We start from the raw sequence: 26,713 nt of genomic DNA, 5'->3' as shown, positions 1-26,713 counted from the left end.
GGGCTGTCACCTTTCGGCGGTTTTTCTACGGATCCGCGGACCGATCCAGCGTACGCCAGCCCTTGCCGGTGTCAGCCGCCGGACCGGGTGAGTACCCCCTTCGGCGTGCCCGCCGCGTCCTCGTGGGACTGGTAGAGGAGGGTGCTGCCGGAGGTGAGGGTGAAGTCCAGGTCGGACTCGCTGCCCGTGCACAGGGTGGCGTCGGTGCTGTCCGGGTCGGTGCGTTCGCGGACCTCGATCGCCGTTGCCTCACCGGAGACGAGCCTGCCGATGCTCTTGCACACGACCTTCGTCCCGAGCACCTCCAGCGCGTACGTCAGCCGCACCACGTCCTGGCCCTTCTTCCCTTCGGTGAACACGGCGGTGACGTCGCCGTGCGGGAGGCCGCCGCGTTCGGTGACGGGGCCCTTCCAGGTGCCGGTGAACGCCTTGGGCAGCGTGCTCACCGCGCCGCTGCCGGCCGGGGGCGACTCCTCGGGCCGGGGCGTCGCCGACGGGCTCGGGCCGCCGGTGGCCGCCGGGGGCTGCGCGGCACCGTCGTTGCTGTGGGTGTCGTCGTCGCCGCTGCGGAAGAGGTCCCCCATCGTCCCGGCGCCCAGGGTCACCGCGGCGAGGGCGCCGGCGACGGCCAGCGCGACGGTGCAGCTCACCCGCCTGCCCCTGCGTTCCCCGGGCCGGGAATCGGCGTTCATGGTGACGGCGATACGGGCGCCCGATCCGTTCCCCTCGGCGGAGGAACCGGCGGAGGGACCGGCGGCCGGACCCGCGGACGGCGGTACGGAAGGCGGGGGCGGCAGCGGCGGACCGAACGTACCGAGCTCCGCGCTCCCCAGTGACGCGTTGCTGAACGGCACCGGACCCGACTGCACCGGAGCCTCCTGCGGCTCCAGGTCGAGCAGGGCCACCGCCGACCGGCTGACCTCGCGCACCAGGGAGCCGGGCAGCCATCCCGCCGCCACCAGCACGGCGGCCCCGCCCGGTGCCAGACTGCGCGCCAGCTCCGCCGGGGCCGGCCGGTCACCGGGGTCCTTGGCGAGGCACCCGGCCACCAGTTCGCGCAGTTCGCCCTCCAGCTCCCCCAGTTCGGGTGCCTCGTGCACCACCTTGTAGAGGAGTACGGCGGAGGAGTCGCCCACGAAGGGGGCACTGCCGGTCGCGGCGTACGCGAGGACCGCCCCCAGGGAGAAGACGTCGGCGGCGCCGGAGATGTCCAGGCCCCTGATCTGCTCCGGGGCCATGTATCCCGGCGAGCCGACCGAGACGCCGGTGGAGGTGAGGGAGACGGTGGCGCCGAGGGCACGGGCGATCCCGAAGTCGATCAGCCGCGGGCCGTCCAGGGCGAGCAGGACGTTGGACGGCTTCACGTCCCGGTGGATGAGGCCGTGCGCGTGCACCGCGTCGAGCGCCTCGCCGAGGCCGGCGCCCAGGGTCCGTACCGCGTGCTCCGGCAGGGGGCCGTGCCGGGTGACTGCGTCGGAGAGCGGCGGCCCGGCCACGTAGCCGGTCGCCACCCAGGGGATGGGCGCGTCCGGGTCGGCGTCCAGGACCGGGGCGGTCCACTGCGCGCCGAGCCGTCGTGCGGCGTCCACCTCGCGCCGGAACCGGGCACGGAACTGCTCGTCGAGGGCGAAGTGGGGGTGCACGACCTTGACCGCGACGGTACGTCCGCCCGCGCTGCGGCCCAGATAGACGCGGCCCATGCCGCCGACGCCGAGCCTGCCGAGCAGCCGGTAGGCACCGATCGCGTGCGGTTCGCCCGCTTCCAGCGGCTGCATATGGCGTCTCCCCGTGTGAATCCGCGTACCTCCGACCGCAGCCTAGGCCGCCGGGGTCACAGGGTCACGGGAAGCCTTCTGCCGATTTCGCCCCTAAGGGCACGAAGCATGGTTTTCGCCACTGCGAAAGGCGCAAATACATCGTTCACCGGCGTTCATCCGTGTTCACCGATGCGATACCGGAACGCACACCGGATGCGTTCCGGGCGCCATCCGCTATTCGGCGCCGGGATGTTGGTGACGGGCACCCGGCCATTCATCCGCTTTCACGGGAACGCGTCGGGAAGGGTTCGGGAACACATCGGGAAGGCGGCGGGAACACGCCGCGAACGCACCCGCGGCGGAATGCCCGATCCGCCGCCCACCGGGCGATAAACGGACGGCCCGGGGAAGGCGGCGTAAGGCACGCGGAATGGTTCGGGATTCATCTATTCCCGCACCATTCCCGATGCGCCGGGCACGGCCGTACGCCGGCCGTCGTCAGCCGCCGAGCAGCTCGACCGTCACGTCCGCCGGGAAGCCGGTCGTCGGGCCGGTCCGGCGGGCGAACTCACGCACCCCGGCCAGCTGGTCCGGGCCGAAGCGGAAGTCCAGCGTGGTGAAGTAGCGCTCCAGGACCTCGGCGTCGAAGGCCTCCCAGCGCGCCGCCTGCTCCGCCACCTTGGTGACCTCCTCCAGCGAGACGTCCCGCGAGGCCAGGAATGCCTCGTGGACCTTCTCCACATAGAGGGGGTGCGAGGCCAGGTAGTCCTTGCGGGCGGCCCAGACCGCGAAGACGAACGGCAGCCCCGTCCACTCCTTCCACATCTGGCCCAGGTCGTGGACCTGCAGCCCCAGCTTCGGGGCGTCGTGCAGATTGGCGCGCAGCGCCGCGTCGCCGATCAGCACCGCCGCGTCGGCCTCCTGCATCATCAGCCCGAGATCGGGCGGGCAGGTGAAGTAGTCGGGTGTGACGCCGTAGCGCTCGGCCAGCAGGAGCTGCGCCAGCCGTACGGAGGTGCGGGAGGTGGAGCCCAGTGCCACCCGTGCGCCGTCGAGCCGGTCGAGCGGCAGCTGGGACACGATCACGCACGACATCACGGGTCCGTCGCAGCCGACCGCGATGTCGGGGAGCGCGACCAGGTCGTCGGCGTTGCGCAGGAACTCGACGAGGGTGACGGGGCCGATGTCGAGATCGCCCCTGATCAGCTGCTCGCTGAGTCTCTCCGGGGTGTCCTTCGAGAGCTCCAGGTCGAGCAGGGTTCCGGTCCGCGCCAGGCCCCAGTAGAGGGGGAGGCAGTTCAGGAACTGGATGTGGCCGACGCGCGGCCTGCTGCGACGGTCGTCGCCTTCTACGGGAGAGACGGTTGAATTGTCCACATCGCGAGGCTAGACCCGTGCCCTCCGGCGGGCATCATCGGGGCGTCCGGACGGCCCCCCGGGGCCTTGTCCGTCAGCTCTCCGACGGGCCGATGAAACATCCGGGTGAAGTGATCTTTCCCTCTACCGCTCCCCCGAGACTGCGTGCTAGGCTCGCCCGCAAGTTGCAGTTTGGTTTCCCTTGCAGTACAGAGCCTGCGGAGCATGTAACCCGCAGGCTTTTGTAGTTTTCAGACTTGTTTGCAGGTTCTGGAGCAGGGCAACCCTTTGGCCCAAGGAGGGCTTATGGCTACCGGAACCGTCAAGTGGTTCAACGCTGAAAAGGGCTTCGGCTTCATCGCCCAGGACGGCGGCGGCCCGGATGTCTTCGTCCACTATTCCGCGATCAACGCGTCCGGGTTCCGCTCCCTCGAGGAGAACCAGGTCGTGAACTTCGACGTCACTCAGGGACCCAAGGGTCCGCAGGCTGAGAACGTCACCCCGGCCTAGTTGCCCGGGTCGGCCGATCGCGGCCGGCTATGCAGTACCCAAGGAGCCCCGTTCCCCCGCCCCGGCGGAGGAACGGGGCTCCTGCCTTTTTCCGGAACGCCGGAACGCCGGAACGCCGGAACACCGGAAGACCGGAACGCCGGAAGACCGGAACGCCGGAAGACCGGGAACGCCGAAGACCCGGGCACCGGAACAACGGGTGCTTGACCTTCACACCGTGTGAGGCCGTGCTGTGGGAGCCATCATGTTCACCATCGGAGACTTCGCCCGGTACGGGCGGGTGTCGGCCCGGATGCTGCGCCACTACGACGCCGTCGGGCTGCTGCACCCGGACCGTACCGACCCCGCCACCGGATACCGCTACTACGGCGCCGCCCAGTTGGCCCGCCTCAACCGCGTCATCGCGCTCAAGGACCTCGGCTTCACGCTCCAGCAGGTGCGGGCCGTCCTCGACGAGCAGGTGGGCACGGAGGAGCTGCGCGGGATGCTGCGCCTTCGGCGCGCGGAGCTGGAGGCCGCCATGGCCTCGGCGGCGGCCCGGCTGGCACAGGTCGAGGCGAGGCTCCGGTCCATCGAGAGCGAGGGACGCATGCCCACGGAAGACGTCGTGATCAAGCTGGTTCCGGCCGTCCGGGTCGCCGAGCTGACCGGCACCGCCGCGAGTTACCAGCCGCAGGACATCACTCCGGTGATCGGCCCGCTGTACGAGAGGCTGTTCGCGCTGCTCGGCACGGCGGGGGTCCGCCCGTCCGGACCGGGCGTCGCACGGTACGAGGACGACCCGGCCCGCGGCGGTGCGGTCACCGTGCACGCCGGTGTGACGGTCTCCGGACCGGAGGCACCGCCCGGACCGCTCGGCGACACCGGGATCACCGTGGCGGAACTGCCCGCGTTCCGGGCGGCGACGATCGTCCACCGGGGTCCGATGGACGGCGTCCTGGCGACCGAGCAGATCCTGGCCCACTGGATCGAGGTCCATGGACACCGGCCTGCGGGCTACTCCCGGGAGATCAGCCTGGAGTGCCCGCCGGACCAGGAGAGCTGGGTGACGGAGCTGCAGCAGCCGGTCACGGTCTGACACGGCGTCATCATCCGTACGGGCCCTCGCCCCCGAATCGTTGTCGAGGGCCCTGTGCGGAGGAACACCCAGTGCTGACGAGTCCGCCTATTACAAGGCAGACTGTTGAGCGCGGTACGAGGTAGGCGCAGAGCGGGATCAGCAGCACCGGCGGGGCAAGCAGGACAGGGGGCATCAATGGACCGTGACAACGGACCTGTGCGCGTGCCGGACCAGCGCGCACCACGGGAACGGACGGCCGGGAGCGAACTCCGCTTCGAGGTGCTCGGTCCGGTGCGCGCCCGGCGCGGCGGCCAGGTGCTCCCTTCCGGATCGCCGCAGCAACGGGCCCTGCTGGCAGCCCTGCTCCTGCGTGACGGCCGCACGGCCACCGCGGCCGAGCTCATCGACGCGCTGTGGGGCGACGACCCTCCGTCCCAGGCGCTGGCGACGGTCCGTACGTACGCCTCGCGGCTCCGCAAGACCCTCGGCCAGGACACGCTGGTCAGCGAGTCCGGGGGCTACGCGGTGCGCATCCACCGCGATGCCCTCGACCTCACCCATGCCCAGGACCTCGCCGCCGAGGCGGAGAAGGCCCGCAGCGGCGGGGACCGCTGCCAGGCCCGCACCCTGATCAACAAGCTCCTCGGACTGTGGGACGGCCAGGCGCTGGCCTCCGTCCCCGGTCCGTACGCTGACAACCAGCGCACCAGCCTGGAGGAGTGGCGCCTCCAGCTCACGGAGACCCGGCTCGACCTCGACCTGGAGGTCGGGTGCCACGCGGAGGCGGTCTCCGAACTGACCGCGCTCACCGCCGCGCACCCCCTGCGCGAACGGTTGCGCGAGCTGCTGATGGTCGCCCTGTACCGCAGTGGCCGACAGGCCGAGGCGCTCGCGGTGTACGCGGACACCCGCCGGCTGCTGGCCGAGGAGCTGGGTGTCGACCCGCGCCCCGAACTGGCCCAGCTCCAGCAGCGGATCCTCCAGGCCGACGAGGACCTGGCCCGCCCCGCGGACGAGCCGGCCCCGGCTCCCGCCCCGGTCCGCCCCGCCCAGCTCCCCGCCACCGTGCCGGACTTCACCGGCCGCGCCTCCTTCGTACGCGAGCTGGGCGACCGGGTGGCGACCTCCGAGGGCTCCGTCATGGCGGTCTCCGCACTGGCCGGCATCGGCGGCGTCGGCAAGACGACCCTGGCCGTGCACGTCGCCCACCAGGCCCGCCCGCACTTCCCGGACGGCCAGCTGTACGTGGACCTCCAGGGCGCGGGCGCCAGGGTCGCCGAACCCGAGACCGTCCTCGGCTCGTTCCTGCGTGCCCTGGGCACCCCGGACTCCGCGATCCCGGACTCCCTCGACGAGCGGGCCGCGCTCTACCGCTCCACCCTGGACGGCCGCCGCATCCTGATCCTCCTGGACAACGCCCACGACGCGGCCCAGATCCGCCCGCTGCTGCCCGGTACGGCGGGCTGCGCCGCCCTGGTGACCAGCCGCGTCCGCATGGTCGACCTGGCGGGCGCGCACCTGGTGGACCTGGACGTCATGTCCCCCGAGGAAGCCCTCCAGCTCTTCACCCGGATCGTCGGCGCGGAACGCGTCAACTCCGAGCGCGAGGCGGCCCTGGACGTCGTGGCGGCCTGCGGCTTCCTGCCGCTGGCCATCCGTATCGCCGCCTCCCGGCTGGCCGCCCGCCGCACCTGGACGGTCTCGGTCCTGGCCGCGAAGCTCGCGGACGAGCGCCGCCGGCTGGACGAGCTCCAGGCGGGCGACCTCGCGGTCAAGGCCACCTTCGAGCTCGGCTACGGCCAGCTGGAGCCCGCCCAGGCCCGCGCCTTCCGCCTCCTGGGCCTCGCGGACGGCCCGGACATCTCCCTCGCGGCCGCCGCCGCCCTCCTGAACCTGGAGACGCACACGGCGGAGGACCTGCTGGAGGCCCTGGTCGACACGTCCCTCCTGGAGTCGGCCGCACCCGGCCGCTACCGCTACCACGACCTGGTGCGCCTCTACGCGCGTGCGTGCGCGGAACGTGACGAACAGGCCCCGGCGGAGCGGGAGATGGCCCTGTCGCGGCTGCTGGACTTCTACCTGGCGACGGCGGCGGGGGTGTACGCGCTGGAGCGGCCGGGTGACCGACTCGCGGACCACCGGGAAGCCACTCAGTACGCAGGTCTCACCTTCGCCGACCGGCACGACGCGCAGGACTGGCTCTACACCGAAGCCAACTCCCTTCTTGCCTGCGTGCGTCAGTCCTCCGGTCGAGCCACGCTCCGCCGCGCGGTCGATCTGCTCTGGGCGGCCAAGGACCTGGCGGAGTCGGGGGCGAACTCCAAGCAGTACGAGACAGCGGCGACCGCCGTGCGTGATCTGGCACGCGGAATGGGTGACAACCGGGCGGAAGGGCGCGCCCTCACCACCCTGACCAACGTGCGGCTCGTGGCAGGACGGTTCGACCAGGCCAAGCAGGATGCCCAGCGTGCCATGGTGCTCGCGCGAGCGGCTGACGATCCGCTTCCGAACTGCTGGGCACCCAACGACCTGGGGATCATCGCGCTCTACCAGAACCGCCACGCCGAGGGGGAGGCGTACCTCCAGCAGGCCATAACGAACTTCCGGGCCGACGAGAACAGGCCCGGCGAGGCCAGCGCCCTGTGCAATCTCTCGCGTATCCATCTCGCGATGGGCCGTACGTCGAGTGCGGTGACACTGGCCCAGCAGGGCATCGACATCTACGACGGCCTGGGCCACGCGCTGCGTGGCGCCAACGGACGGTACGCGCTGGGGCTGGCGCTCACCGAGCTCGGACATCTCCCCGACGCTGCGGAGCGGCTCACGGAAGCTCTGGCCATCTTCCGTGACAGCAGGCAACGCCTCTGGGAAGGCATGACGCTCTTCCGTCTGGCCGAGGTGGACCTGGCGGCACACGTACCGGCGCAGGCAGCGGTCAAGGCCGAGCAGGCGCTCGCCGTCCTGCGTGGCATCGGCGGGGAGTGGCGGAGAGGCAACGTGCTCACGGTGCTCGGAAAGGCTCTGCGTGACATCGGCCAAGCCGGCCGTGCCCAGGTCTGCTGGCACGAGGCTCTGGTCATATACGAGGGTCTGGGTTCGTCCGAGGCAGGAGAGGTGCGCACGCTGCTGGCCCCGGTGGCCGCTGCCTGACTGCGCTGCGCAAGGCGTTCATCGTTCGTTTATCACGACCCGGCACTCTCGTCCTTGTCGATCCGTCGCGTCGGGGGGCAGGCGGGCCGGCACAGGCCGCAGGGATATGTTGAGCGGCCACGAAGGCCCGCCCGGGGACCCACGGGGGAGTTGCCGGGCGGGCCCGCCGAACGCAGATCAGCAATTCAGGGAGCTGAGGACGATGACTGACGCCAAGAAGAAGACCGTCGGCGCCAAGCCGCTCGACAACCACGCCACCGGCGAAGAGGTAACGACGCTGGACAACCACGCGACCGGTGGCGAGGCCAAGCTGCTCGACAACCACGCGACCGGTGGCGAGGCCAAGCTGCTCGACAACCACGCGACCGGTGGCGAGGCCAAGCTGCTCGACAACCACGCGACGAGCGAGCCGGCCAACTAGACCTCACCTGCACGGGGAGCGGCCGCGGCGGCGCGGAGGGGGCGCCGTCGCGGCCGCTGTACGTCCGTGTTCCGCTCGCCGGTCACACCGAGGTTCGATCGCTGCACACCGCAGGGGTACCGTCGTCGCCCCGTCGTGTGCACGCCATCTGAGCCGCCCGCGCACCGCAGGGCCCGAGCCGACCGGCTCGGGCCCTGTCCGTATGCCCCGTCACAACGCCCGCACCTCCGGCCGGCACAGCTTCCGCATGTCGTCCTCGTCCGAGGTGAGGGCCACGGCCCGCTGCCGGCCCGCGAGCGCCGCGTCGACGGCGCGCCTGCCGCCGTGCGTACCGACCGGAGTCAGTAGCGCGGCTCCGCCGTCACCAGGCAGCGCTTCACGCGGGAGACCGAGCGCGGGTTGTCCATGGGCACCTGGAAGATCTTGGACGCTCCGGCGTCGACCTCGACGTCGGCCTCACCCGTGTCGACGGTCAGGCCCTTGGCGTCGACGAACGTCACGTCCACCTCGTACACGCGCGTGACCGCCGCGGTCGAGCGGATCTCGACCGACGAGGAGGTCGTCGCACGGCGCTTGCCCTTCCTGGGCGACACGCAGCGGATCACGCGCAGGCCGGGCGACTCGGAGGCGGTCGAGCCGGGGGTGGCCGACTCGTACGAGGAGCCGCCGGACGAGCTCGACGAGCTGTCGTAGTCGTCATCGTCGTAGTCGTGGTAGCTGCCGTTGCTCTTCTTCGAGTTGGAGCAGCCGCCGCCGCTCGATCCGCTGCGGCTCTTGCCTCCGCTGCTGGAGGTCGAGAATCCGGTGAGCGCGAGCACCACCACGACCAGAACCGCTGCGAACCTGATCCGTCGCCGCATCATCGATGCAGCCCCCCTTGTTGTCGTCGGCTTCACGGCCGTCACGCAGCCGCGCGACACCGTAGCGCACAGCTTCTCCCGCACGACCCTCGGCCCGGTCATGGCCCTGTCACGGTCTGGTCATGGTCTCCGGATGGCAGGGATGAGGGGCCCGGCGTAGCGTCGAGCCGGGGAGCGGTGCAGTTCCGTGCGTGGCACGCAGGCCCGGGAGGCCGACATGATCCGCAATGTCCTCGGCTCGGTCGTCGCCCTGCTGGGCGCGGCGGCGGCCGTACAGAGCCCCTTCCGCAGCTGGTACGACGACCGCCTCGGGCGGGACTTCCGTGTCCAGCACCTCTTCGCGGGCATCAGCGACGTGTCGTCCGCCGTGCTGGGCTCGATCCTGCTGCCGTTCCTCTTCGCCGCCCTGGTCGCCCTGGTGGGCGTGGTGCTGCGTTCGCGCTGGGTCGTGGCCGTGGCGGGGCTGATCGTGCTCGGGTTCACCGTGCTGTGGATGGTCCGGCAGGGCCAGGCGGCGGGCAGTCTGACGGTCGACAGCGACGGGTCCGGGCTCGGGTGGGGCGTGGCGCAGGCGCTGGGCGGCGGGGTGCTGCTCCTGCTGGGAGCGCTGGTGATGTCCGGGCGGGGCGCCCGGACGAGGCGTACGGACGATCCGTACCCCGTGCCGACGAACGCCCATCCGGACACCTGGCCGCCGACGCAGGAGCCGGGGCCGTCGGTGCAGACGTCGCCGTGGCCGGAGCCGGAGGCCGATCCGTACACGGGGCCGGGCACGGGACCGCGTACGGATCCGGGTCCGCACGAAGGCCCGTACACGGGGCCGGGCACGGGTCACCACCGGGCCCCGCGGGCGGACGAGGACACGGCCGCGTACCCGGTGGTCCCGGACGAGGACCGCGACCGTTACCACCCGCCGCACCCCTGAGGCACGGTCAGGCGCGGGCGCGGTTCCCCGTGCCGGTGCCCTTCAGCGCGTCCAGCGCGTACACGCAGCGGTCCTTGCTGCACGCGTACACGACCCCCGCCTCCGCCACCGGTGAGCCCGTGATCTCGCCGCCGGTGGCGAGCTTCCAGCGCAGCTGGCCGCCTGCCGCGTCCAGCGTGTACAGCACGTGGTCGGCCGAGCCGAAGTGGACCCGGCCGTCCGCGACCACCGGTGCTCCGACCACTTCGCCGCCCGCCGCGAACCGCCACTTCGGCGTGCCGGTCACCGCGTCCAGCGTGTACAGCGCGCTGCCGCTGCCGACGTGCACGTTGCCCGCCGTGACCAGCACCGGCTCGATGGACTGCCGGGACTCCGTCGCGATCCGCCACCGGTCCTTGCCGGTCGACGCGTCCAGCGCGTACACGGTGCCGAGGTAGTCGGCGAGGTACACCCCGCCCCCCGTGACCGCGGGTCCGGGCGCGAAGGCGGGCGGCGAGAGGAAGACGGCCGGCGACTCGAAGTGCCAGCGCACCCGGCCCGAGACCGCGTCCACGGCCAGCACGCGGGTCCCCGCGGCGACGTACACGAAGCCGTCCGGCGCCGGGGTCACCCGTACGGGCACGCCGCCGCAGGAGGCCGCGTCACCGATCGGGTACGACCACCGCTCCATGCCCGTGCGGGCGTCCACGGCCCGCAGCCGGGCGTCCTGCCACAGGTACACCATGCCGTCGTGGAGGACCGGCCCGGCCTCCGGCGTCTCGAAGTCCGTCTGGACGCCCCCGGCCTCCCACAGCTTCTCGCCGCTGGACGCCTCCCACGCCTGTACGCCGCCGCCCCGCGTCCCGGTCACGACGGTGCCCCGGTCGGCCTTCAGGGAGTACACCCACGCGTCGGTCTGCAGCCGCCACCGCTCGGCCCCCGTCGCCGCGTCCAGCGCGTACAGGGACGGGCCGTCCGAGGCGTGGATCCTGCCCCCGTCGACGGCCATCGCCCAGGCCACGTCCCTGGTCTTGAACTGGCGCCGCCCGTTGCCCACGTCCAGGGCGTGGACCTCGAAGGACGTCACGTACAGCAGGTCGCCGACGACGACGGGTGTGCCCCACACGTCGTTCGACATGCGGAAACGCCACGGCCGCCAGCGCTCCGGCGCGGCGGGCGACGTCTCGGGGGACGGCATGGGCGCCGGCACCGGGGCCGTCGGGTGACCGGCGGTGCCGTTCAGCCCGGCCGGCGGGCGGACCCAGCCGGTCGCCGGGTCGGCGTGCGCGGCAGCGGCGCCCCGTACGTCCACCGGGCGCGGGCCGGGACCGATCGGCACCTTCGCCCCGGGCAGCCGCACCGGACCGCCGTCGGCCACCGGGGCGGGCGCGGTGCGCACGTCGCCGCGCCAGGCCCCGTCCGCGTCGGCGCCGGGCGGCGGCTGCGACGGTGGCGGCGGCACGGCCACCGGGGCGGCTACGGCGGCGATCGCGCGCCCGCCGCCGCGCCGCTGCTCGATCATCGCGGTGGCGAGGGTCGGCAGCCAGGCCGAGGCCGTACCGCTGTCGTCGCTGCCGGAGGCGAACAGATGGGGGGCCAGCTGGGCCTGCAGGTCCGCCGGGCTGGGCCGCCGCGTCGCGTCCATCTGCATGCAGGACTCGATCAGCGGTCTCAGGTCGTCGGGCAGCCCCTCCGTGTCGGGCCCTTCCCGCAGCAGCATGAACACGGTCTCGACCGGATTCGCCCCGTGGAAGGGCGCGTGCCCCGTCGCCGCGAAGACCAGCGTCGAGCCGAGCGAGAAGATGTCGCTGGCCCCTGTCACGCTGCGCGAGTCGCGGGCCTGCTCGGGAGACATGTACGCGGGCGTGCCCACCGCGACGTTCGTCATGGTCAGCCGGGTGTTGGAGACACCGGACGCGATCCCGAAGTCGATGACCCGCGGCCCGTCCTCGACCACGAGCACGTTGGACGGCTTCAGGTCACGGTGGACGAGGCCGGCCCCGTGGATCGACTGCAGGGCCTCGGCGATACCCGCGGCCAGCCAGCGCACGGCCTGTGTCGGCATCGGCCCGCACTCACTCACTATCTCCTCGAGCGAGGGCGCGGGGACGTAGGCGGTCGCCAGCCACGGCACGGCCGCCCGGGGGTCGGCGTCCACCACGGCGGCGGTGTAGAACCCGCTGACGGCGCGGGCGGCCTCCACCTCACGTGTGAAGCGGACCCGGAACAGCTGGTCCTCGGCCAGTTCCGTACGGACCGTCTTGATCGCCACCCGACGGCCCGACGCCGATCGTGCGAGATAGACCAGCCCCATGCCGCCGGCGCCGAGCCGTCCCAGCACCTCGAACGGGCCGATCCGCCTCGGGTCATGCTGCGTCAGCTGCTCCACTTGCCTGCCACCTCCCCGTACGGGCCTCAGGAACAGAAGCCCGCGAAATCCCGCCCTGTGCAGCGTCTCACCACTCGGCACCACTTGGCGGTGCGCACCCCGATTGTTGCTGGCTCGGGGCCCGGTTGCGAACCCGGGTGCGGATCGGGGTGGCTTGTGACACTCCATCCCTTTCAGGACAGCGCCCGGAACGGCTACGGGAGCAGCTCGGTCGGCTGCAGGACCGCGAAGGCGGCGCCCTGGTCGTCCTGGAGGACCGCCATCCGCCCGTACGGGATGTCGAAGGGCGGGGCCGAGATCCGGCCACCGAGGCGTACGGCGGTCTCGGCAGCCCGGACGCAGTCGGCCACGGCGAAGTAGCTGAGGAAGTAGCTGGGCAGCATCTCGGGGAACGCGTCCGTGATGACGCTGCGACCGCCGATCGCGGTGTCGGGTCCCGGCTCGGTACCCGCGGGGGACCACATGCGGAATTCGACCCCGGCCTCCGCCGCTCCCGGGTCGCCGCCCGGGGCCTCGCCGAGGTCCAGGTCCGTCCCCAGGAAGCCGAAGACCTCCTCGTAGAAGGGGTCCACGCGCTCCGGCTGCCGGGTGTAGACCTCGGTCCAGCAGAAGGCGCCGGGCTCGTTCCGCTTCTCGAAGCCGGCGCGGTCGCCCGCCTGCCAGAGGCCGAAGACCGCACCGCCGGGGTCGACCGCCTGGGCGAGGATGCCTGCCCTGCCGGCCCGCACCGGATCGGTGATCACCTGGCCGCCCGCCTCGCGGATCAGGGCGACGGTGGCGCGGATGTCGTCGGTGGAGAAGTAGACGCCCCACGTGGTCGGCATGCGGCCGTCCTGCTTGGCGGCGAGGGCGGCGACGAGCTTCCCGTCGCTGTACGCGTCGGCGAACGGCATGCCGTCCCCCGCCCGGAAGGTCCAGCCGAAGAGCCCGCCGTAGAAGCGCTTGCCCGCTTCGAGGTCGGCGAGCTGCACATCCACCCAGCACGGCACGGATTGCGCGAATGCGGCCATGGCCCCGGGTCCTTCCGTAGCGGTGACGCCCGTCACAGTCAACGTAGCGTCGGGTGCCGCGTGGCGCGCCCCGAGGCACTTCCACACACCCGAATAGAACATTCGCCCGAATCGTGAAGATTCAACGCCTCGGTGGACAAGAGTTGTCCACCGAAGTTATCCACAGGCTGTTGATAAGACGATCGCATCGAGACCCTTCCGTGGAGGGCCCACCGAGGATCGTCCGGGCCCTCACGAGGCCCCGGGGCCGGCCCCGGCCCCTTCCGGTAGCCGTCGTGAAGACCACCCGCGCGCCACCGGAAAAACCGCTGCTCACCCTGCCCCGACTGGGCCGTTCCCCATTTGCAGTCGGTCAGATCGCGCTCCGATCTGCCCTCGGTAAGCTGACGGCATGACAGGACAAGTGCGCACCGTCGACGGCCGCGTGGCCGGTCGGCGAGGTCAGGCGACGCGGCAGAAGCTGCTCGACTGCCTCAGCGAAATGCTCAGCGCCTCTCCCTACCGGGACGTCAAAGTCATCGACGTGGCCCGGAAGGCAGGGACTTCACCCGCGACGTTCTACCAGTATTTCCCCGACGTCGAGGGCGCCGTCCTCGAACTCGCCGAGGAAATGGCCAAGGAGGGCACGGAGCTGACCGAACTGGTCGCCGGACGCTCCTGGGTCGGCAAGGCAGGACGGCAGAGCGCCGAAGAACTCGTCGAGGGATTCCTCGACTTCTGGCGCCGCCACGACGCGATCCTCCGCGTCGTCGACCTCGGCGCGGCCGAGGGCGACAAGCGGTTCTACAAGATCCGCATGAAGATCCTCAGCTCGGTCACCGGCTCCCTGACGGACTCGATCAAGGAGCTCCAGGCCAAGGGCAAGGTCGACAAGGACGTCAGCCCGGCGGCGGTGGCCGGTTCCCTCGTCGTCATGATGTCCGGGGTCGCCTCCCACCAGAAGGGCTTCACCACCTGGGGTGTGAAGCAGGCCGAACTCCGCCCGAACCTCGCCCTGTTGGTACACCTGGGCATCACCGGCAAGAAGCCGGTCAGGTAGGCGCCTGCCAGGACTCCCGCATACGCCGGGTGCCGCACGGACATTCCGCGGTTCCCCACGTCCTGTCTCACCGACGGCGGACCACCCGCGTGGTCCGCCGCCGGCGTTCCCGGACACGCCCTCCGGCGCACACCTGTCTTCACACGCCTTCCCGCGTCCATTTCCCGCACATACCGGGCGAACGGCCGCGCGACGCTGTGGAATGGGCCCATGAGCGATGCGCAGAAGACGTTCCGCGACCTGCTCCACGCCCAGCGCGTCTGGGACGTCCCCCTCCCCCGCTTCGACCCGTCCACCGCGCCCGCCGGCCCCCTCGCCCTGTTCCACACCTGGTTCGCCGAGGCGGTGGCCGCCGGGCAGGCGGAGCCGCACACCCTGACCCTGGCGACCGTGGACGCCGAGGGCAGGCCCGACGTGCGGACGCTGATGCTGCACGACGCGGACGAGCGCGGCTGGCACTTCGCCACCCACTCCACCAGCGAGAAGGGCCGCCAGCTCGCGGCCCGCCCGCACGCGGCCCTCAACTTCTACTGGCCCGCCCAGGGCCTCCAGATCCGGGTCCGCGGCACGGTCACCCCCGTGGGCCGTGCGGAGAGCCTGGCCGATCTGCACGCCCGGTCGACCGGCGCGCTGGCCGCCGCGCTGACCGGCTCGCAGAGCGAGGTGCTGACCTCCTACGACGAACTCGTCCGGGCCTCCGGGGCCGCCTGGGAACGGGCCCGGGCCGAGCCGGACGCCGAGGTGGAGAGCTGGACGCGGTACGTGGTCGAGCCGCGCGAGGCGGAGTTCTTCCAGGGCGACGCACAGCGACGGCACGTACGGCTGCGCTACCGCCGGGAGGCCGGCGGCACCTGGACGCGGGAGCTGCTCTGGCCGTAGCCACCGCCCGGGGCTCCTGCCCGGTTCCGCCCGGGAAGGAGCACTGTGGGAGGCAGGTGAGCTGTTGGAGGCACCCACGCGGTCAACACCCTGCTCCAGGACGGTGGTTTCGGCCCGCATCTGCTGTGTTCACTGATCGGCTTCCGGAACGCGGACGGGCAGGCGCCGGCTCTGGTCCACCTCTGCAAGCGCGGCACGTCCTGTCCGTTCGCACCGGTGCCGGGCGTCGGGGAGCGGCGTGACAACCAACTGGGGCTGCGGGTCCGGGCGGTGCTGGGGACGGCCTCCGGGTGGAGAAGGACCTCGCCCCGTGGTTCCCGGTGCGGGCGCGCCAGGGTTGTGAACGACACCGCGCACAGTTGTGTGCGGCGCGGCCGGAAAGAGGCCCCCAGCACACAACAACCGCGCATCCGTAATCAATTCGCAACCGATTCCGGTCTTGACCGAGACCCATCAAGTTAACGCCGGATTACGCTCCGAAGCATGTCAGACAGCACCTCCACCCCCGGTGGCCCCGTTCTTCCCGCTTCCATCGACCGCACCGACGACCGGCCGGTCTATGTGATCGGCGGTGGTCCCGGCGGCCTCGCCGCCGCTGCGGCCCTGCGGGAACAGGGGGTACGGGCGGTGGTGCTGGAGAAGTCCGACGGCGTCGCGACGTCCTGGCGCGGCCACTACGACCGGCTGCACCTCCACACGATCCGGCGCTGGTCGTCGCTGCCGGGGCTGGCGATGCCCCGCAGGTTCGGGCGCTGGGTGTCGCGCGACGACATGGTGCGCTACCTGGAGAAGTACGCCGAGCACCATGAGCTGGAGGTCGTCACGGGTGTCGAGGTGTCCCGGATCGACCGGGCCGCCGACGGGTCGGGCTGGCAGCTGAGCGCGACCGGGGGCCGGGTGCTGACGGGCCGCGCGGTCGTCGTGGCCACCGGTTTCAACCACACCCCGCTGATCCCCGACTGGTCCGGCCGCGACGGCTTCACGGGTGAGCTGGCGCACGCCGCGGAGTACCGCGCCCCGGGCCCGTACGCCGGCAAGGACGTCCTCGTGGTCGGCATCGGCAACACGGGCGCGGAGATCGCCGTGGACCTGGTCGAGGGCGGCGCCTCCCGGGTGCGGATCGCGGTGCGCACCACCCCGCACATCGTGCGGCGCTCGACGGCGGGCTGGCCCGCGCAGGCGACCGCCGTCCTGGTCCGCAGACTGCCGGTCCGGCTGGTCGACCGCGCCGGGGGCCTGCTGGGCCGCATCGCGGTCCCCGACCTCTCCGCGCAGGGCCTGCCCCGCCCGGACACGGGCCTGTACTCCCGGGTCAAGGAGGGGGCGATCCCGGTCCAGGACGTCGGGCTGATCGATGCCGTGAAGCGCGGCCGGGTGGTCCCCGTGGCAGCCGTCGAGTCCTTCGACGAGGACACGGTGGTGCTCGCCGACGGGACCCGGATCACCCCGGACGCGGTGATCGCGGCGACGGGTTACCGGCGCGCCCTGGAGGGCCTGGTGGGGCACCTCGGCGTACTCGACGCGCGTGGCCGCCCGGTGGTGCACGGTGCCCGTACGCCGAAGCAGGCACCGGGCCTGTACTTCACCGGGTTCACCAACCCGATCAGCGGCATGCTCCGCGAAATGGCCCTGGACGCCCGGAAGATAGCCGGACGGCTGGCCGCGAAGGGCTGACGGCGGAGCGACGGCCCCGGCGGCCCGCGGCGGCCTCAGCTGCCGTCCCGTCGGCCGAGGATCCGGACGCCGCCGGCGTCCGGGTCGCCGAACAGGGCGTACAGCTGGGGCCGTTGCCCGGTTCCGCCGACCGTCCACGCGCCGGTCGGACAGTCCTCCCCGGGGACGTCGAGGTGATCGGCCCCTGGCCGCGCCGTCCTTGGGGGCGTACGACCAGGTACCCGTGCCGTCGCGGCGGCCCTCCTGTTCCCAGCCCTCGCACGGCACCCGGAGAGCTCCGCGCGGCCGTCCGCGCGGAGGCGGACCTCGGCCCGTCCGTCCTCGCTCGCCCAGACGCCGCGCATGGCCACCTCGGTGGGACGCGGGGGCTCGTACGCCCCGACGACGCCGGTACCGAGCGCGACGGCGCAGGCCACCGTCGTGATCACGGTGAGCAGGAATCCGGCGGGCAGCACCCGGAACCACACCTCGCCCCTGCCGTCGCCCGCCCCCGCTTCCGCTCGCCCCGGTGGAACCACGCGACGCCCAGCAGCGGCAGTGCGCCGCTCGCCGCGATCCACGCCCAGGAGTGGAGGAACGGGGCACCGGCCGCGGCCAGCGCCGTCGCGTACGCCGCTCCGAGCACGACCACGCCCTGCCACTGCCCCAGCGCGCCCTTCGTACGGCGGACCGCCGCGTGCGCCGCGAGATCGGACGGCATCGTCATGAGGAAGGTGTGCACCGATCCGAGGACCAGGAGGAGCGGCGGGCCCAGGACGAGCACGCACAGGAGTCCGAGGGGTGCGGCGGGCGGCCTCCCGTACGCGTCGGTCCGACCGAACTGCACCACCAGGCAGCCGGCGAGCAGCGCACCCGGCCGCGCGGCACAGACAGCGTCGCCACCGTTCCGTCGGACGCCACCGCCCCGGAAGAACCCGTTTTCCGCATCCGCCCCACCCGTCGCCGGGGAAGAGGAACGGTAGCGGGCCCGTCCGGGCGGGGATCAGGCGGGAACGCCCGGTGACTTGGGCCGGTCCGCCGGCCTCCGGCGGATGACCAGGGCCATCAGGGCCGCCGACGCGCACAGTGCCCCGGACGCGTACCAGACCACGTCGTACGAGCCGAACACATCGCGTGCGACACCGCCGAGGAACGCGACCAGGGCCGCGCCCACCTGGTGCGAGGCCAGGACCCAGCCGAAGACGATCGCGCTGTCCTCGCCGTAGTGCTCGCGGCACAGGGCCAGGGTCGGCGGGACCGTGGCGACCCAGTCCAGGCCGTAGAACACGATGAAGAAGATCATCGGCGGGTGCACCGCGGGAGCCATCAGCATCGGCAGGAACAGCAGCGAGATGCCGCGCAGCGCGTAGTAGACGGCGAGCAGTCTGCGGGCGTCGAAGCGGTCCGTGAGCCAGCCGCTGAAGATCGTGCCGATGATGTCGAAGACGCCGATGACGGCCAGGAGCGAGGCCGCCGCGGTGATCGCCATGCCGTGGTCATGGGCCGAGGGCACGAAGTGGGTGCGGATCAGACCGTTGGTGGAGGCACCGCAGATGGCGAACGAGCCCGCCAGCAGCCAGAACGGCCCCGTACGGGCCGCGTCGAGGAGGACGCGTACGGTGCGGGCCGCCGCACCCACCGCGGGCACCGGCTTCTCGGCGTACGTGCCGCCGTACGGGGCGAGGCCCACGTCCGCCGGGTGGTCGCGCATCAGCAGCCAGACGAACGGGACGACGACGAGAGCGGCCAGGGCGACGGTCACCGAGGCGGGGCGCCAGCCGTGTTCGTCGACGATCCAGGCGCAGAGCGGCAGGAACACCAGCTGGCCGGAGGCACCGGCCGCGGTGAGGATGCCGGTGACCAGGCCCCGGCGGGCGACGAACCATCGGTTGGTGACCGTCGCGGAGAAGGCCATCGCCATCGATCCGGTGCCCAGGCCGACGAGCAGGCCCCAGTAGAGCATCAGCTGCCAGGACGCCGTCATCCAGACGCTCGCCAGTGCCCCGGCGGCCACCGCGCTCAGCGCGACGACCACGACCCGGCGGATCCCGAACCGGTCCATCAGCGCGGCGGCGAACGGCGCGGTGAGCCCGTACAGCGCCATGTCGATGGAGACCGCGAGACCGATCTCCCCGCGCGACCAGCCGAACTCCGTGTGGAGGGGGTCGATGAGGAGGCCGGGCAGGGAGTTGAAGGCCGCACCGCCGATGATCGTCACGAAGGTGACGGCCGCGACGGTCCACGCCCGGTGGATCCGCGGACGGGAGGGCCGGCGGAGCGGGGCGGCGTCGACGGGGGCTGCCGCGGTTCCGGTTGTCGGGTTCTTCACGCGGACCAGCATCCTGGCGTGCGCCGACGGCTACGAGCAGCCGGACAGACACCCTTCGCAGGGATCGGGCCACGCCTCGCGGGGGTCAGGTGCGGGAGCGTGACCGGACCGCCGTGTGAACCACCGTCGTATGGACCGCCGCCGTGTGGACCGCCCAGGCGACGGCCGCTCCCACCACGTACCAGAACAGGTCAGGGGCGTTGAACGTCGAGCCCAGGACGAGCCGCGCCACCGTGCTCTGCCGGGACAGGTCCGCGGGTATCCCCGTCAGCTGGGCCAGCTCGACCGCCCAGCTGAACACCAGCGCGGCCCCGGCGGCCGTCAGCGGGCGCACCCTGGGTACCAGCAGGACGACCAGTGTGTGGATCAGCACCGTGTACGAGGCGGACCCCGCGTACTTGGCGAAGTCCCCGTCCGCCGTCGACCGGACGCCCAGCCCGGCCGCCACGGTCACGAGGGCCGCTGCCGCCGCCACCGCCCGGACGCGGGTGCCGGTCACCGGGGGAATGGATGTGCGAGCTGCCGACTTTTCATTCACAGCAGGGACATGTATCAGCTTAGAGTCGATGGCAGCCAACCCGAGGGGAACAGGAGTCCGCATGCCGCACCGCGTCGTCGTACTCGCCCTCGACGGGCTGCTCCCCTTCGAACTGGGCATTCCACAACGGATCTTCGGACGCTCGCTGAGCTCCGGCCCGGTCGACGGTGGCGGGAACCTGTACGAGGTGGTGACCTGTTCCGTCCGCCCGCCGGGCGCGGTCCGCACCGACGCCGACTTCAGCATCCTGGTCGAGCACGGGCCCGAGGCCCTGGCCACCGCCGACACGGTCGTCGTCCCCGCCTCGTACGAACTCGGTCCCGTCCGCACGGAGGGCCGGCTCACCGACGAGCTCGTCGCCGCGTTCGCGTACATCAGGCCGGGTACCCGGATGGTGTCCATCTGCACGGGCGGGTACGTCCTCGCCGCGGCCGGATATCTCGACGGCCGCCCCGCCACCACCCACTGGTGCTCCGCCGAGCACTTCCAGCGGCTCTTCCCGAAGGTCCGGGTCGACCCGGACGTCCTGTTCGTCGACGACGGGGACGTGCTGACCTCCGCGGGGGTGGCCGCCGGGATCGATCTCTGCCTCCACATCGTGCGCCGCGACCACGGCACCGCCGTCGCCAACGACGTCGCCCGCCGCACCGTCGTACCGCCGCACCGCGACGGCGGCCAGGCGCAGTACATCCAGCGGCCCGTCCCCGAGGCGCAGCTCGCCACCACGACCGGCGCGCGGGCCTGGGCGCTCGGCCGGCTGGAACAGCCGATCCAGCTGCGCGACCTGGCCCAGCAGGAGTCGATGAGCGTCCGCACGTTCACCCGCCGGTTCCGCGAGGAGGTCGGGATCAGCCCGGGGCAGTGGCTCACCCAGCAGCGGGTGGAGCGCGCCCGGCACCTGCTGGAGTCCACGGACCTGTCGATCGACCAGGTGGCGCGGGAGGCGGGGTTCGGGACGGCGACCTCCCTGCGCCAGCATGTGCAGGCGGCGCTCGGAGTGCCGCCCACGGCCTATCGGCGGACGTTCCGGTCGACGGCCGCCGGCCGGGGCGCCTAGGCCCGGGGAACCGCCGGTCGCAGGGTGGGCGCGGTCTTCAGGTCGCCCGGCTGCTCCTTGATCAGCGGGACCAGCACCGGGCCGCCCCGGTCGATCTCGCACCAGATCCGCTTCCCGGCGCCCTCCGGCTGCCAGCCCCAGCGGTCCGCCAGGCCGTCCACCAGCTCCAGACCGCGGCCGTTGGTGTCCTCACCCTCGGCGTGACGCGGCTGGGGCGGGCGGCAGCTGGTGTCGGCCACCTCGACCCGCACCGTCCCCGTCGATCCGGTGGGGCCGAACAGCATCCGCAGCACCGCCGGGCAGCCCGTGTGGACCACCGCGTTGGTGACGAGCTCCGAGATCAGCAGGACGATCGTCTCGGCGAGCGGCTCGTCCTCCATCCCGGACCCGATCAGCCGCGACCGCGCCCATCTGCGGGCCCGCCCCACTTCCGCGGGATCCGGCCCGACCTCCAGCTGAACCTGAAGCACCTGCACCGCTCACACCATCCGAACCGGCGGACACATCGCCTAGCGCCTCCTCAGGGTCACGGAACGTGACTCCCCTTCGGGACAGCATGGTTGACGTACAGTCACCGCAACAAGCGCTTCGGGCATATTCCATCGCGAAGGAGTACGTGTGGTCCATACTGTGCGACGCGCGTTGCGAGAGTCGAACAGGAGCGCACCGTCGCTCCGGGGACCGACTCCCCGGCAGGTCCGGTGCAGCTCCGCGGGTCGCGAGCAGAGCACCGCTCCCGGTCCGGAGCAGCCGCACGGGCCACATCCGGATCCTCCGGTTCCAGAACCACTCGCATCCGACGGAGCGTACCCGAGCAGGGCGTCCGACTCCGCCGGGTGACGGATTCACCCCGGGCAGACCCCCGGCCTTCCGCACCGCCCGGCTGCGCTGCGTCACCCGCACCGCCACCGCCCCATGCCTCCGGTCAGCCACGACGCCGCCCGGACAGCGGTGCGGGCCGGCCGGGGAGGACCCCGGACCGGCCCGCACGGCGGCGCGAACTGCTCGCGCCGTTGGGCGTGTTGTGCGACGGTGCTATGCGTCCGGTTCGATCACCGTGAAGTACGCGGCGACCGCGGCGACCGCGTCCGCTTCGGCGATCGTGCCGTCGCCGTCGGTGTCCAGGCTCCGGGCCGCGATGCTCGCGACGTCCTCCTCGGCCCCCAGGACCCGCAGGGCCCGCTCCACGGCGGCGACGGGGGCGACGGTGGATCCGTCGGCCTCCGTGCCGCCCGCCACGGCGATCGCCGCGCGCAGGAAGGGCCTGGCGATCTCCGCGAAGCGTCCGGGGCTGTCGCGCAGCCGCTTCACGGCTCCGCCCACGAACTCCTCACGGGTGACGCGCTGGTCCCCGTCCACGTCGGCGATGCCCGCCATGCCCTGCCAGAAGGCCTCGGCGCCCGTATAGAGAGCCTGGCCCTTGTCGCATCGGGCCGTTGTACCGAATTCGGCGAGCAGACGGGCCGCTGCGGCGTTGAAATCGGCGCGATCGATGTAGCCGTTGCCGTCCTGGTCGAAGGCGGCGAATCGGTGCGCGATCTTGCGCTCGTACTCTGCGCTGTCCATGCGGGGAGCGTACGGCGCCGATGGACGTCACGTGTCACTAACCCCGGTTGCCGGTAGCGGAACGGGGGGGCGACCCGAGGTGTTCAGGCGGTGAGCGGCCGGGATTCCTCGTCGGTGGCGGACTTCGCGTCGGGGTAGACCTCGAAGAGTCTGCGTACCCCCAGCGCCCCCAGCACCTTGTTGACGTGGGAGCCGTCCACCGCGCCGCGGGCCGGGAGGATCAGCCGCAGCCGGCCCCCGCAGGACTTCATGAGGCGGCGGGAGGCGATCAGCACACCGACGCCGCTGGAGTCGCAGAAGAGGACGCCGGAGAGGTCGAGGACCACGTCGTGCTGTCCCTCGGCCACCGCCCCGTGGACGGACTGGCGCACGACGGGTGAACTCACCAGGTCCAGTTCACCGTGTATCCGCAGCACGGTCCACTCGCCCTGCTCGCTCTCGTCCACCTTCAGCGTCACGCGACTGGGACCTCTCGTTCCGGGGAGTCCGGGGATCCGGAAGTTTCCGTTCCTCCTCGCGGCTGCCCCCTCGGCACCTCCGCGAAACACCGGTCCGCCTGTGGATGGGGCATGGGATTCATCCAGGATTGATCATCGATGACCCGTTTACCCGGTCAGGAAACGGCAAAGCGCAACGTGTTCCCTATCATTCAGCGCCACACGGGGGACGTACTTGGCGCAAAGGTGCGTGCTCGTCGGACCTCGCCCACTACATTCGGGATGATGAGGGGCACAGGGCTGGGGGCTGGATGGCGAAGGACGCACCACCGCGCTGGGACCGCCGGATGCAGCAGCGGCTGACGCGCGGCGAGGCGGCGGCCCTCGGTGAGCTCTACGACCGTTTCGCGCCGCTCGTGCACAGCCAGGCCCACCGCATGCTCGACGACGAGGACGCCGCGGACCTGGTGACCCGCGAGGTCTTCGGCTTCGTCTGGGAGAACCCCGGCACGTACGACCCCAAGCAGGGCTCGATGAGGTCCTGGGTGGCATGGCTCACCCACCGCCGGTCCGTGCAGTGGCTGTGCGGGACGCACGGCGGGGACGAGGCCGGCTCGGGCGACGGCTCCGGCGCGGACCACCGGGACGGCTCCGGCACGGACGGCTCCGGCGCGGACGCCCCGGGCGCTAACAGCCCCGGCACGGACGCCGGGGAGCTGGAGCACCTGGTGCGCAGGGCCACCGTCGCCGCACGCGCCGCCTACATCGTCTCCTCGATGCCCGCGCCCCTGCGCGCAGCGCTCGAACTCGCGTACATCCAGCGCCGGGACTACCGGCAGACCGCCGCCGACCTCGGCGTCACCGGCGAGGAGGCCCGGCGCCGGCTGCGGCTCGGGCTGCAGCTGCTCGCCACCGCGAACACCCGCCCGTCGGCGGGTTCCTCGCCTCCCGGATACGGACACACCCCGTGAGCGGCGGCACGGACGGCACCGGTCGTGACGACGGGCTCCCGGGCGCGCGGCGCATACCGGGACCACGGGCTCCCGCGGACGACCTCGCGTCCCTGCCGGCAGCGCCCGTCGCCCCGGTCCTGTCCCACGGGGTGCTCACCTCGCTGCTCGGCGCCTGGGCCCTGGCCGCCTGCACGGCCGAGGAGACCGCGGCGGTCGAGGAGCACCTCACCTCGTGCGCCCCCTGCGCGGACGAGGCACTGCGGCTGCGCGACGCCGTGGGGCTCCTGCACACCGATGGCACCCTGGATCTGGACCCGACGCTCCGGGCCCGGGTCCTGGAGAGCTGTCTGGGCCGCCGCCCGGCGAGGATCCCCGTCCCTTCCTGGGCCGCGCCGTACGACGCGGAGACCGCCAGGCTCGACGCGCTGCTCCGGGACATCGGCAGTTCCGAGTGGCATGCGCCGGTGCGGCTGAAGTGGTTCGAGGGCGAGCGGCAGGCCGGCCGCAAGACGACGGTCGCCGGGGTCATCGGGCATCTGATGGCCGTCGACGGCCTGGTCGCCACGGCTCTCGGTCTGGACGACCCGCTGGGGAGCGGCGACAAGCCCCTGTCGCCGACCGAGCGCACCGAAACGTACTGGTCAGCCGCTTACCGGCCACCCACCCGGGCCGTCCGGGAGCCGTGGCGCGAGCAGAGTCACACCCTCGTGCGCACGGTGTCGTTCGCGGGCCGGGGCGTGGCGGAGCTCTCCGTCCCGTACGGGGACTTCGCCCTCCCGTTGCAGGACTCCATGCTGGAGCGGGCCTTCGAGTGCTGGGTGCACGGCGGTGACATCGCGGACGCGGTGGACTACCCCTACGAGCCGCCCGCCGCCGCCCATCTGCACCGCATGATCGACCTCGCGGTCCGGCTGCTGCCGGCCACGCTCGCCGAGCGCCGCCGTGCCGGACTGGCGGGAGCGGCCCGCCATCTGGTCACGGCCGGAGCCCCGGGCCGCTCCCTGCACCTGGAGGTCGAGGGCCGGGGCGGCGGCAACTGGTACGTCGCGCTGGACTCACCGGCCGCGGTCGGCTCCCCCGACCACACGGTGGCGCAGGTCGCGCTCGACGGCGTGGAGTTCTGCCGGCTGGTCGCCGGGCACGTCCCACCGGTGGAAGCGGCGGCGGGGCAACAGGGCGACCGCGAGGCGATCAGCGACGTGCTGTTCGCCGCGGCCTCCCTCAGCAGGCTGTGACCACCGGGCGGACGACGGCAGGCTGCGACTCCCCCGGCGGCCGGCGAACTCCCCTGCCGGGCCGTGGCTCCGGCTACGCGAAGACCACGGTGCGGCGGCCGTTGAGCAGGATGCGCCGTTCGGCGTGCCACTTGACCGCGCGGGCCAGTGCCTGGCACTCCACGTCACGGCCGACGGCGACGAGCTGGTCCGGTGTGACGCCGTGCCCGACCCGCTCGACCTCCTGCTCGATGATCGGCCCCTCGTCGAGGTCGGCGGTCACGTAGTGCGCCGTCGCACCGATCAGCTTCACGCCGCGCGCGTGCGCCTGGTGGTACGGCTTCGCGCCCTTGAAGCTCGGCAGGAAGGAGTGGTGGATGTTGATGATCCGGCCGTTGAGCTGCTTGCACAGGTCGTCCGACAGCACCTGCATGTAGCGGGCCAGGACGACCAGCTCGACGTTCTCCCCGCGCACCAGCTCCAGCAGCTGTGCCTCCGCCTCCGCCTTGTTCTCCCGGTTCACCGGGATGTGCCGGAAGGGGATGCCGTACGAGGCGACGAGCTCGGCGAAGTCCGTGTGGTTGGAGACGACGGCGACGATCTCGACCGGCAGCGCGCCGATGCCGGACCTGAAGAGCAGGTCGTTGAGGCAGTGGCCGAACTTGCTGACCATCAGCACGACCCGCATCCGCTCGGACGAGCGGTGTATCTGCCAGTCCATCCGGAAGGAGTCGCCGATCGCGGCGAAGCCCGCCCGCAGCTTGTCCACGTCCACCGTGACGTCCGCCGAGAAGTGGACGCGCATGAAGAAGAGCCCGGTGTCGTGGTCGCCGAACTGCTGGCTGTCCTCGATGTTGCAGCCCGTCATGAAGAGATAGCTCGACACGGCGTGCACGATGCCCTGTTTGTCGGGGCAGGAGAGCGTGAGGACGTACTGCTCGGCGGTGGCGTCCGAGGCAGCGGCGGGACGGGATTCGGCAGGCTGCGGCGCGGTCATCCCCGTAGGGTGCCACAGGTGCCCGGTGTCAGGCCGATCCGGTCATGATGCGGAGCACGTCGAGCGATCGGGGCGGAATGTCCGGGTCCTCGGCGTCGTTCGTGGCGAGCATCACATGGGCCTCGCGGGCGGCCTGCACGGCCTCCGCCCAGCCGTGGTGCTCCAGGTAGGCGGATACGGGAGCGTCCGCACCGACCTGGTGCATGATGCGCAGCACGCGGAGGGCGGCGACGTCCACGAGGGCGGCCTCGGCGGAGTCGCGGAAGATCGTCCCCACGTATTTCTCGGCGGACCAGTTGTCCAGCCAGGTGTCCTCGACCAGGCGGTACACGGCGTCGGTGACGTCGCCGTACCCGGCCTGGCCGGTCAGCCAGCACTCGTGGTGGAAGACGGGGTCGGAGAGCATGTGCAGCGCCGAGCGCACGTTGCTGCGCCAGCGCCACCACGGCATGTCATTGAGCGGCATGCCGCCCATGGTGGAGGAGCGACGGCCGCGACGGGAAGAGTTCTCCGAACCTTGCTGCACGGTTGTCGATCGTACGTTCCCTCCGCCCGTCCGCGCACCGCCCCCCGTATTTCACCTTCACGTCACCGAGCGTTGAACGGAGCACACTGTGGCGTTACCCGTGGCGCG

25 protein-coding genes and 1 pseudogene are annotated in these 26,713 nt (G+C 72.1%); 12 read left to right on the top strand and 14 right to left on the bottom strand.

All coding sequences use genetic code 11. The features are described from left to right. Positions 1-71 precede the first annotated feature (71 nt). Together OG524_RS21345 and OG524_RS21340 are read right to left on the bottom strand one after the other, a co-directional pair. Positions 72-1,775 carry a serine/threonine-protein kinase gene (locus tag OG524_RS21345; protein WP_405811517.1) on the bottom strand — a complete coding sequence of 568 codons (1,704 nt, stop codon included), beginning with the start codon at positions 1,773-1,775 and terminating at the stop codon, positions 72-74. A 480-nt stretch (positions 1,776-2,255) separates the two neighbouring features. Continuing rightward, complete coding sequence (locus OG524_RS21340) at positions 2,256-3,134, bottom strand: menaquinone biosynthetic enzyme MqnA/MqnD family protein (RefSeq protein ID WP_405389247.1); 879 nt, start codon at positions 3,132-3,134, stop codon at positions 2,256-2,258. Between the two features lie 285 nt (positions 3,135-3,419). Between OG524_RS21340 and OG524_RS21335 the strand changes: the two genes are divergently transcribed. From OG524_RS21335 to OG524_RS21320, 4 genes are all read left to right on the top strand, one after another. Then, on the top strand, positions 3,420-3,623 hold the full coding sequence (locus OG524_RS21335; protein WP_003967102.1) for a cold-shock protein: 204 nt from the start codon (positions 3,420-3,422) through the stop codon (positions 3,621-3,623). A gap of 244 nt (positions 3,624-3,867) precedes the next feature. After that, positions 3,868-4,701, top strand: a complete 834-nt coding sequence (locus tag OG524_RS21330; protein WP_405389248.1) for a MerR family transcriptional regulator — start codon at positions 3,868-3,870, stop codon at positions 4,699-4,701. 177 nt (positions 4,702-4,878) lie between these two features. Next, the gene (locus tag OG524_RS21325; RefSeq protein WP_405811516.1) at positions 4,879-7,833 is read left to right on the top strand and encodes an AfsR/SARP family transcriptional regulator; all 2,955 of its coding nucleotides are present in this window, start codon (positions 4,879-4,881) and stop codon (positions 7,831-7,833) included. Positions 7,834-8,035: 202 nt separating this feature from the next. Continuing rightward, positions 8,036-8,254, top strand: a complete 219-nt coding sequence (locus OG524_RS21320; RefSeq protein ID WP_405811515.1) for a hypothetical protein — start codon at positions 8,036-8,038, stop codon at positions 8,252-8,254. A 341-nt stretch (positions 8,255-8,595) separates the two neighbouring features. On the opposite strand, the gene OG524_RS21315 is transcribed toward OG524_RS21320, so the two are convergent. Continuing rightward, positions 8,596-9,117: a hypothetical protein gene (locus OG524_RS21315; protein WP_405811514.1), complete on the bottom strand. Its 522-nt coding sequence runs from the start codon at positions 9,115-9,117 to the stop codon at positions 8,596-8,598. 214 nt (positions 9,118-9,331) lie between these two features. On the opposite strand from OG524_RS21315, the gene OG524_RS21310 reads away from it, so the two are divergent. Beyond that, positions 9,332-10,039, top strand: coding sequence for a hypothetical protein (locus tag OG524_RS21310; protein WP_405389252.1), 708 nt, complete (start codon positions 9,332-9,334; stop codon positions 10,037-10,039). 7 nt (positions 10,040-10,046) lie between these two features. Here OG524_RS21310 and OG524_RS21305 read toward each other — a convergent pair whose 3' ends face one another. Together OG524_RS21305 and OG524_RS21300 are read right to left on the bottom strand one after the other, a co-directional pair. Next, a complete protein-coding gene (locus OG524_RS21305) occupies positions 10,047-12,407 on the bottom strand; it encodes a PQQ-binding-like beta-propeller repeat protein (RefSeq protein ID WP_405389253.1) in 2,361 nt (786 codons plus the stop codon). Between the two features lie 194 nt (positions 12,408-12,601). Next, a complete protein-coding gene (locus tag OG524_RS21300) occupies positions 12,602-13,417 on the bottom strand; it encodes a VOC family protein (RefSeq protein WP_405389254.1) in 816 nt (271 codons plus the stop codon). Between the two features lie 391 nt (positions 13,418-13,808). Here OG524_RS21300 and OG524_RS21295 point away from each other — a divergent pair, with 391 nt between their 5' ends. The 4 genes and pseudogenes from OG524_RS21295 to OG524_RS21280 all read left to right on the top strand — a co-directional run bounded on the left by OG524_RS21295 (position 13,809) and on the right by OG524_RS21280 (position 17,009). Next, the gene (locus tag OG524_RS21295) at positions 13,809-14,456 is read left to right on the top strand and encodes a TetR family transcriptional regulator (protein ID WP_405389255.1); all 648 of its coding nucleotides are present in this window, start codon (positions 13,809-13,811) and stop codon (positions 14,454-14,456) included. 210 nt (positions 14,457-14,666) lie between these two features. Then, positions 14,667-15,335 carry a pyridoxal 5'-phosphate synthase gene (locus tag OG524_RS21290; protein WP_405811513.1) on the top strand — a complete coding sequence of 223 codons (669 nt, stop codon included), beginning with the start codon at positions 14,667-14,669 and terminating at the stop codon, positions 15,333-15,335. A gap of 63 nt (positions 15,336-15,398) precedes the next feature. Further along, positions 15,399-15,678, top strand: a pseudogene (locus OG524_RS21285) (hypothetical protein); the annotation flags it as partial. A gap of 140 nt (positions 15,679-15,818) precedes the next feature. After that, entirely contained in the window at positions 15,819-17,009 is a 1,191-nt protein-coding gene (locus OG524_RS21280; RefSeq protein ID WP_405389257.1) for a flavin-containing monooxygenase, read from the top strand. Positions 17,010-17,044: 35 nt separating this feature from the next. Here OG524_RS21280 and OG524_RS21275 read toward each other — a convergent pair whose 3' ends face one another. The 4 genes from OG524_RS21275 to OG524_RS21260 all read right to left on the bottom strand — a co-directional run bounded on the left by OG524_RS21275 (position 17,045) and on the right by OG524_RS21260 (position 19,816). Beyond that, positions 17,045-17,464, bottom strand: a complete 420-nt coding sequence (locus OG524_RS21275) for a hypothetical protein (RefSeq protein ID WP_405389258.1) — start codon at positions 17,462-17,464, stop codon at positions 17,045-17,047. Next, positions 17,434-17,838: a hypothetical protein gene (locus tag OG524_RS21270; protein ID WP_405389259.1), complete on the bottom strand. Its 405-nt coding sequence runs from the start codon at positions 17,836-17,838 to the stop codon at positions 17,434-17,436. Before OG524_RS21270 ends, OG524_RS21275 begins: the two co-directional genes overlap by 31 nt. 153 nt (positions 17,839-17,991) lie before the next feature. Beyond that, the gene (locus tag OG524_RS21265) at positions 17,992-19,329 is read right to left on the bottom strand and encodes an MFS transporter (protein WP_405811512.1); all 1,338 of its coding nucleotides are present in this window, start codon (positions 19,327-19,329) and stop codon (positions 17,992-17,994) included. A 73-nt stretch (positions 19,330-19,402) separates the two neighbouring features. After that, positions 19,403-19,816 carry a DUF2809 domain-containing protein gene (locus OG524_RS21260; RefSeq protein WP_405811511.1) on the bottom strand — a complete coding sequence of 138 codons (414 nt, stop codon included), beginning with the start codon at positions 19,814-19,816 and terminating at the stop codon, positions 19,403-19,405. Positions 19,817-19,916: 100 nt separating this feature from the next. On the opposite strand from OG524_RS21260, the gene OG524_RS21255 reads away from it, so the two are divergent. Further along, entirely contained in the window at positions 19,917-20,912 is a 996-nt protein-coding gene (locus OG524_RS21255) for a GlxA family transcriptional regulator (RefSeq protein WP_405811510.1), read from the top strand. On the opposite strand, the gene OG524_RS21250 is transcribed toward OG524_RS21255, so the two are convergent. The 3 genes from OG524_RS21250 to OG524_RS21240 form a co-directional block, all read right to left on the bottom strand. Next, entirely contained in the window at positions 20,909-21,388 is a 480-nt protein-coding gene (locus OG524_RS21250) for an ATP-binding protein (RefSeq protein ID WP_405389263.1), read from the bottom strand. The two genes, OG524_RS21255 and OG524_RS21250, sit on opposite strands and share 4 nt — an antisense overlap. Positions 21,389-21,947: 559 nt before the next feature. Beyond that, complete coding sequence (locus OG524_RS21245) at positions 21,948-22,478, bottom strand: EF-hand domain-containing protein (RefSeq protein WP_405389264.1); 531 nt, start codon at positions 22,476-22,478, stop codon at positions 21,948-21,950. Positions 22,479-22,561: 83 nt separating this feature from the next. Beyond that, entirely contained in the window at positions 22,562-22,936 is a 375-nt protein-coding gene (locus OG524_RS21240; RefSeq protein ID WP_405389265.1) for an STAS domain-containing protein, read from the bottom strand. Between the two features lie 290 nt (positions 22,937-23,226). On the opposite strand from OG524_RS21240, the gene OG524_RS21235 reads away from it, so the two are divergent. Together OG524_RS21235 and OG524_RS21230 are read left to right on the top strand one after the other, a co-directional pair. Beyond that, positions 23,227-23,886 (top strand): RNA polymerase sigma factor, encoded by a 660-nt coding sequence (locus tag OG524_RS21235; protein WP_405389266.1) that lies wholly within the window; start codon positions 23,227-23,229, stop codon positions 23,884-23,886. Beyond that, positions 23,883-25,103, top strand: a complete 1,221-nt coding sequence (locus OG524_RS21230) for a zf-HC2 domain-containing protein (RefSeq protein WP_405389267.1) — start codon at positions 23,883-23,885, stop codon at positions 25,101-25,103. The genes OG524_RS21235 and OG524_RS21230 overlap by 4 nt, the downstream gene beginning before the upstream one ends. 73 nt (positions 25,104-25,176) lie before the next feature. Here the strand turns inward: OG524_RS21230 and purU are convergent, their stop codons facing one another. Continuing rightward, positions 25,177-26,079, bottom strand: a complete 903-nt coding sequence (purU, locus tag OG524_RS21225; protein ID WP_405389268.1) for a formyltetrahydrofolate deformylase — start codon at positions 26,077-26,079, stop codon at positions 25,177-25,179. 28 nt (positions 26,080-26,107) lie between these two features. Further along, positions 26,108-26,554: an SCO4402 family protein gene (locus OG524_RS21220; protein WP_384497651.1), complete on the bottom strand. Its 447-nt coding sequence runs from the start codon at positions 26,552-26,554 to the stop codon at positions 26,108-26,110. Positions 26,555-26,713 lie beyond the last annotated feature (159 nt).

Origin of the sequence: Streptomyces sp. NBC_01520, from assembly GCF_045040375.1 — a bacterium.
In the GTDB taxonomy this organism is placed as follows: Bacteria; Actinomycetota; Actinomycetes; order Streptomycetales; family Streptomycetaceae; genus Streptomyces.
Note: the sequence above shows the minus strand (reverse complement) of the source record. Positions and strands in the feature narration are given on the sequence as shown.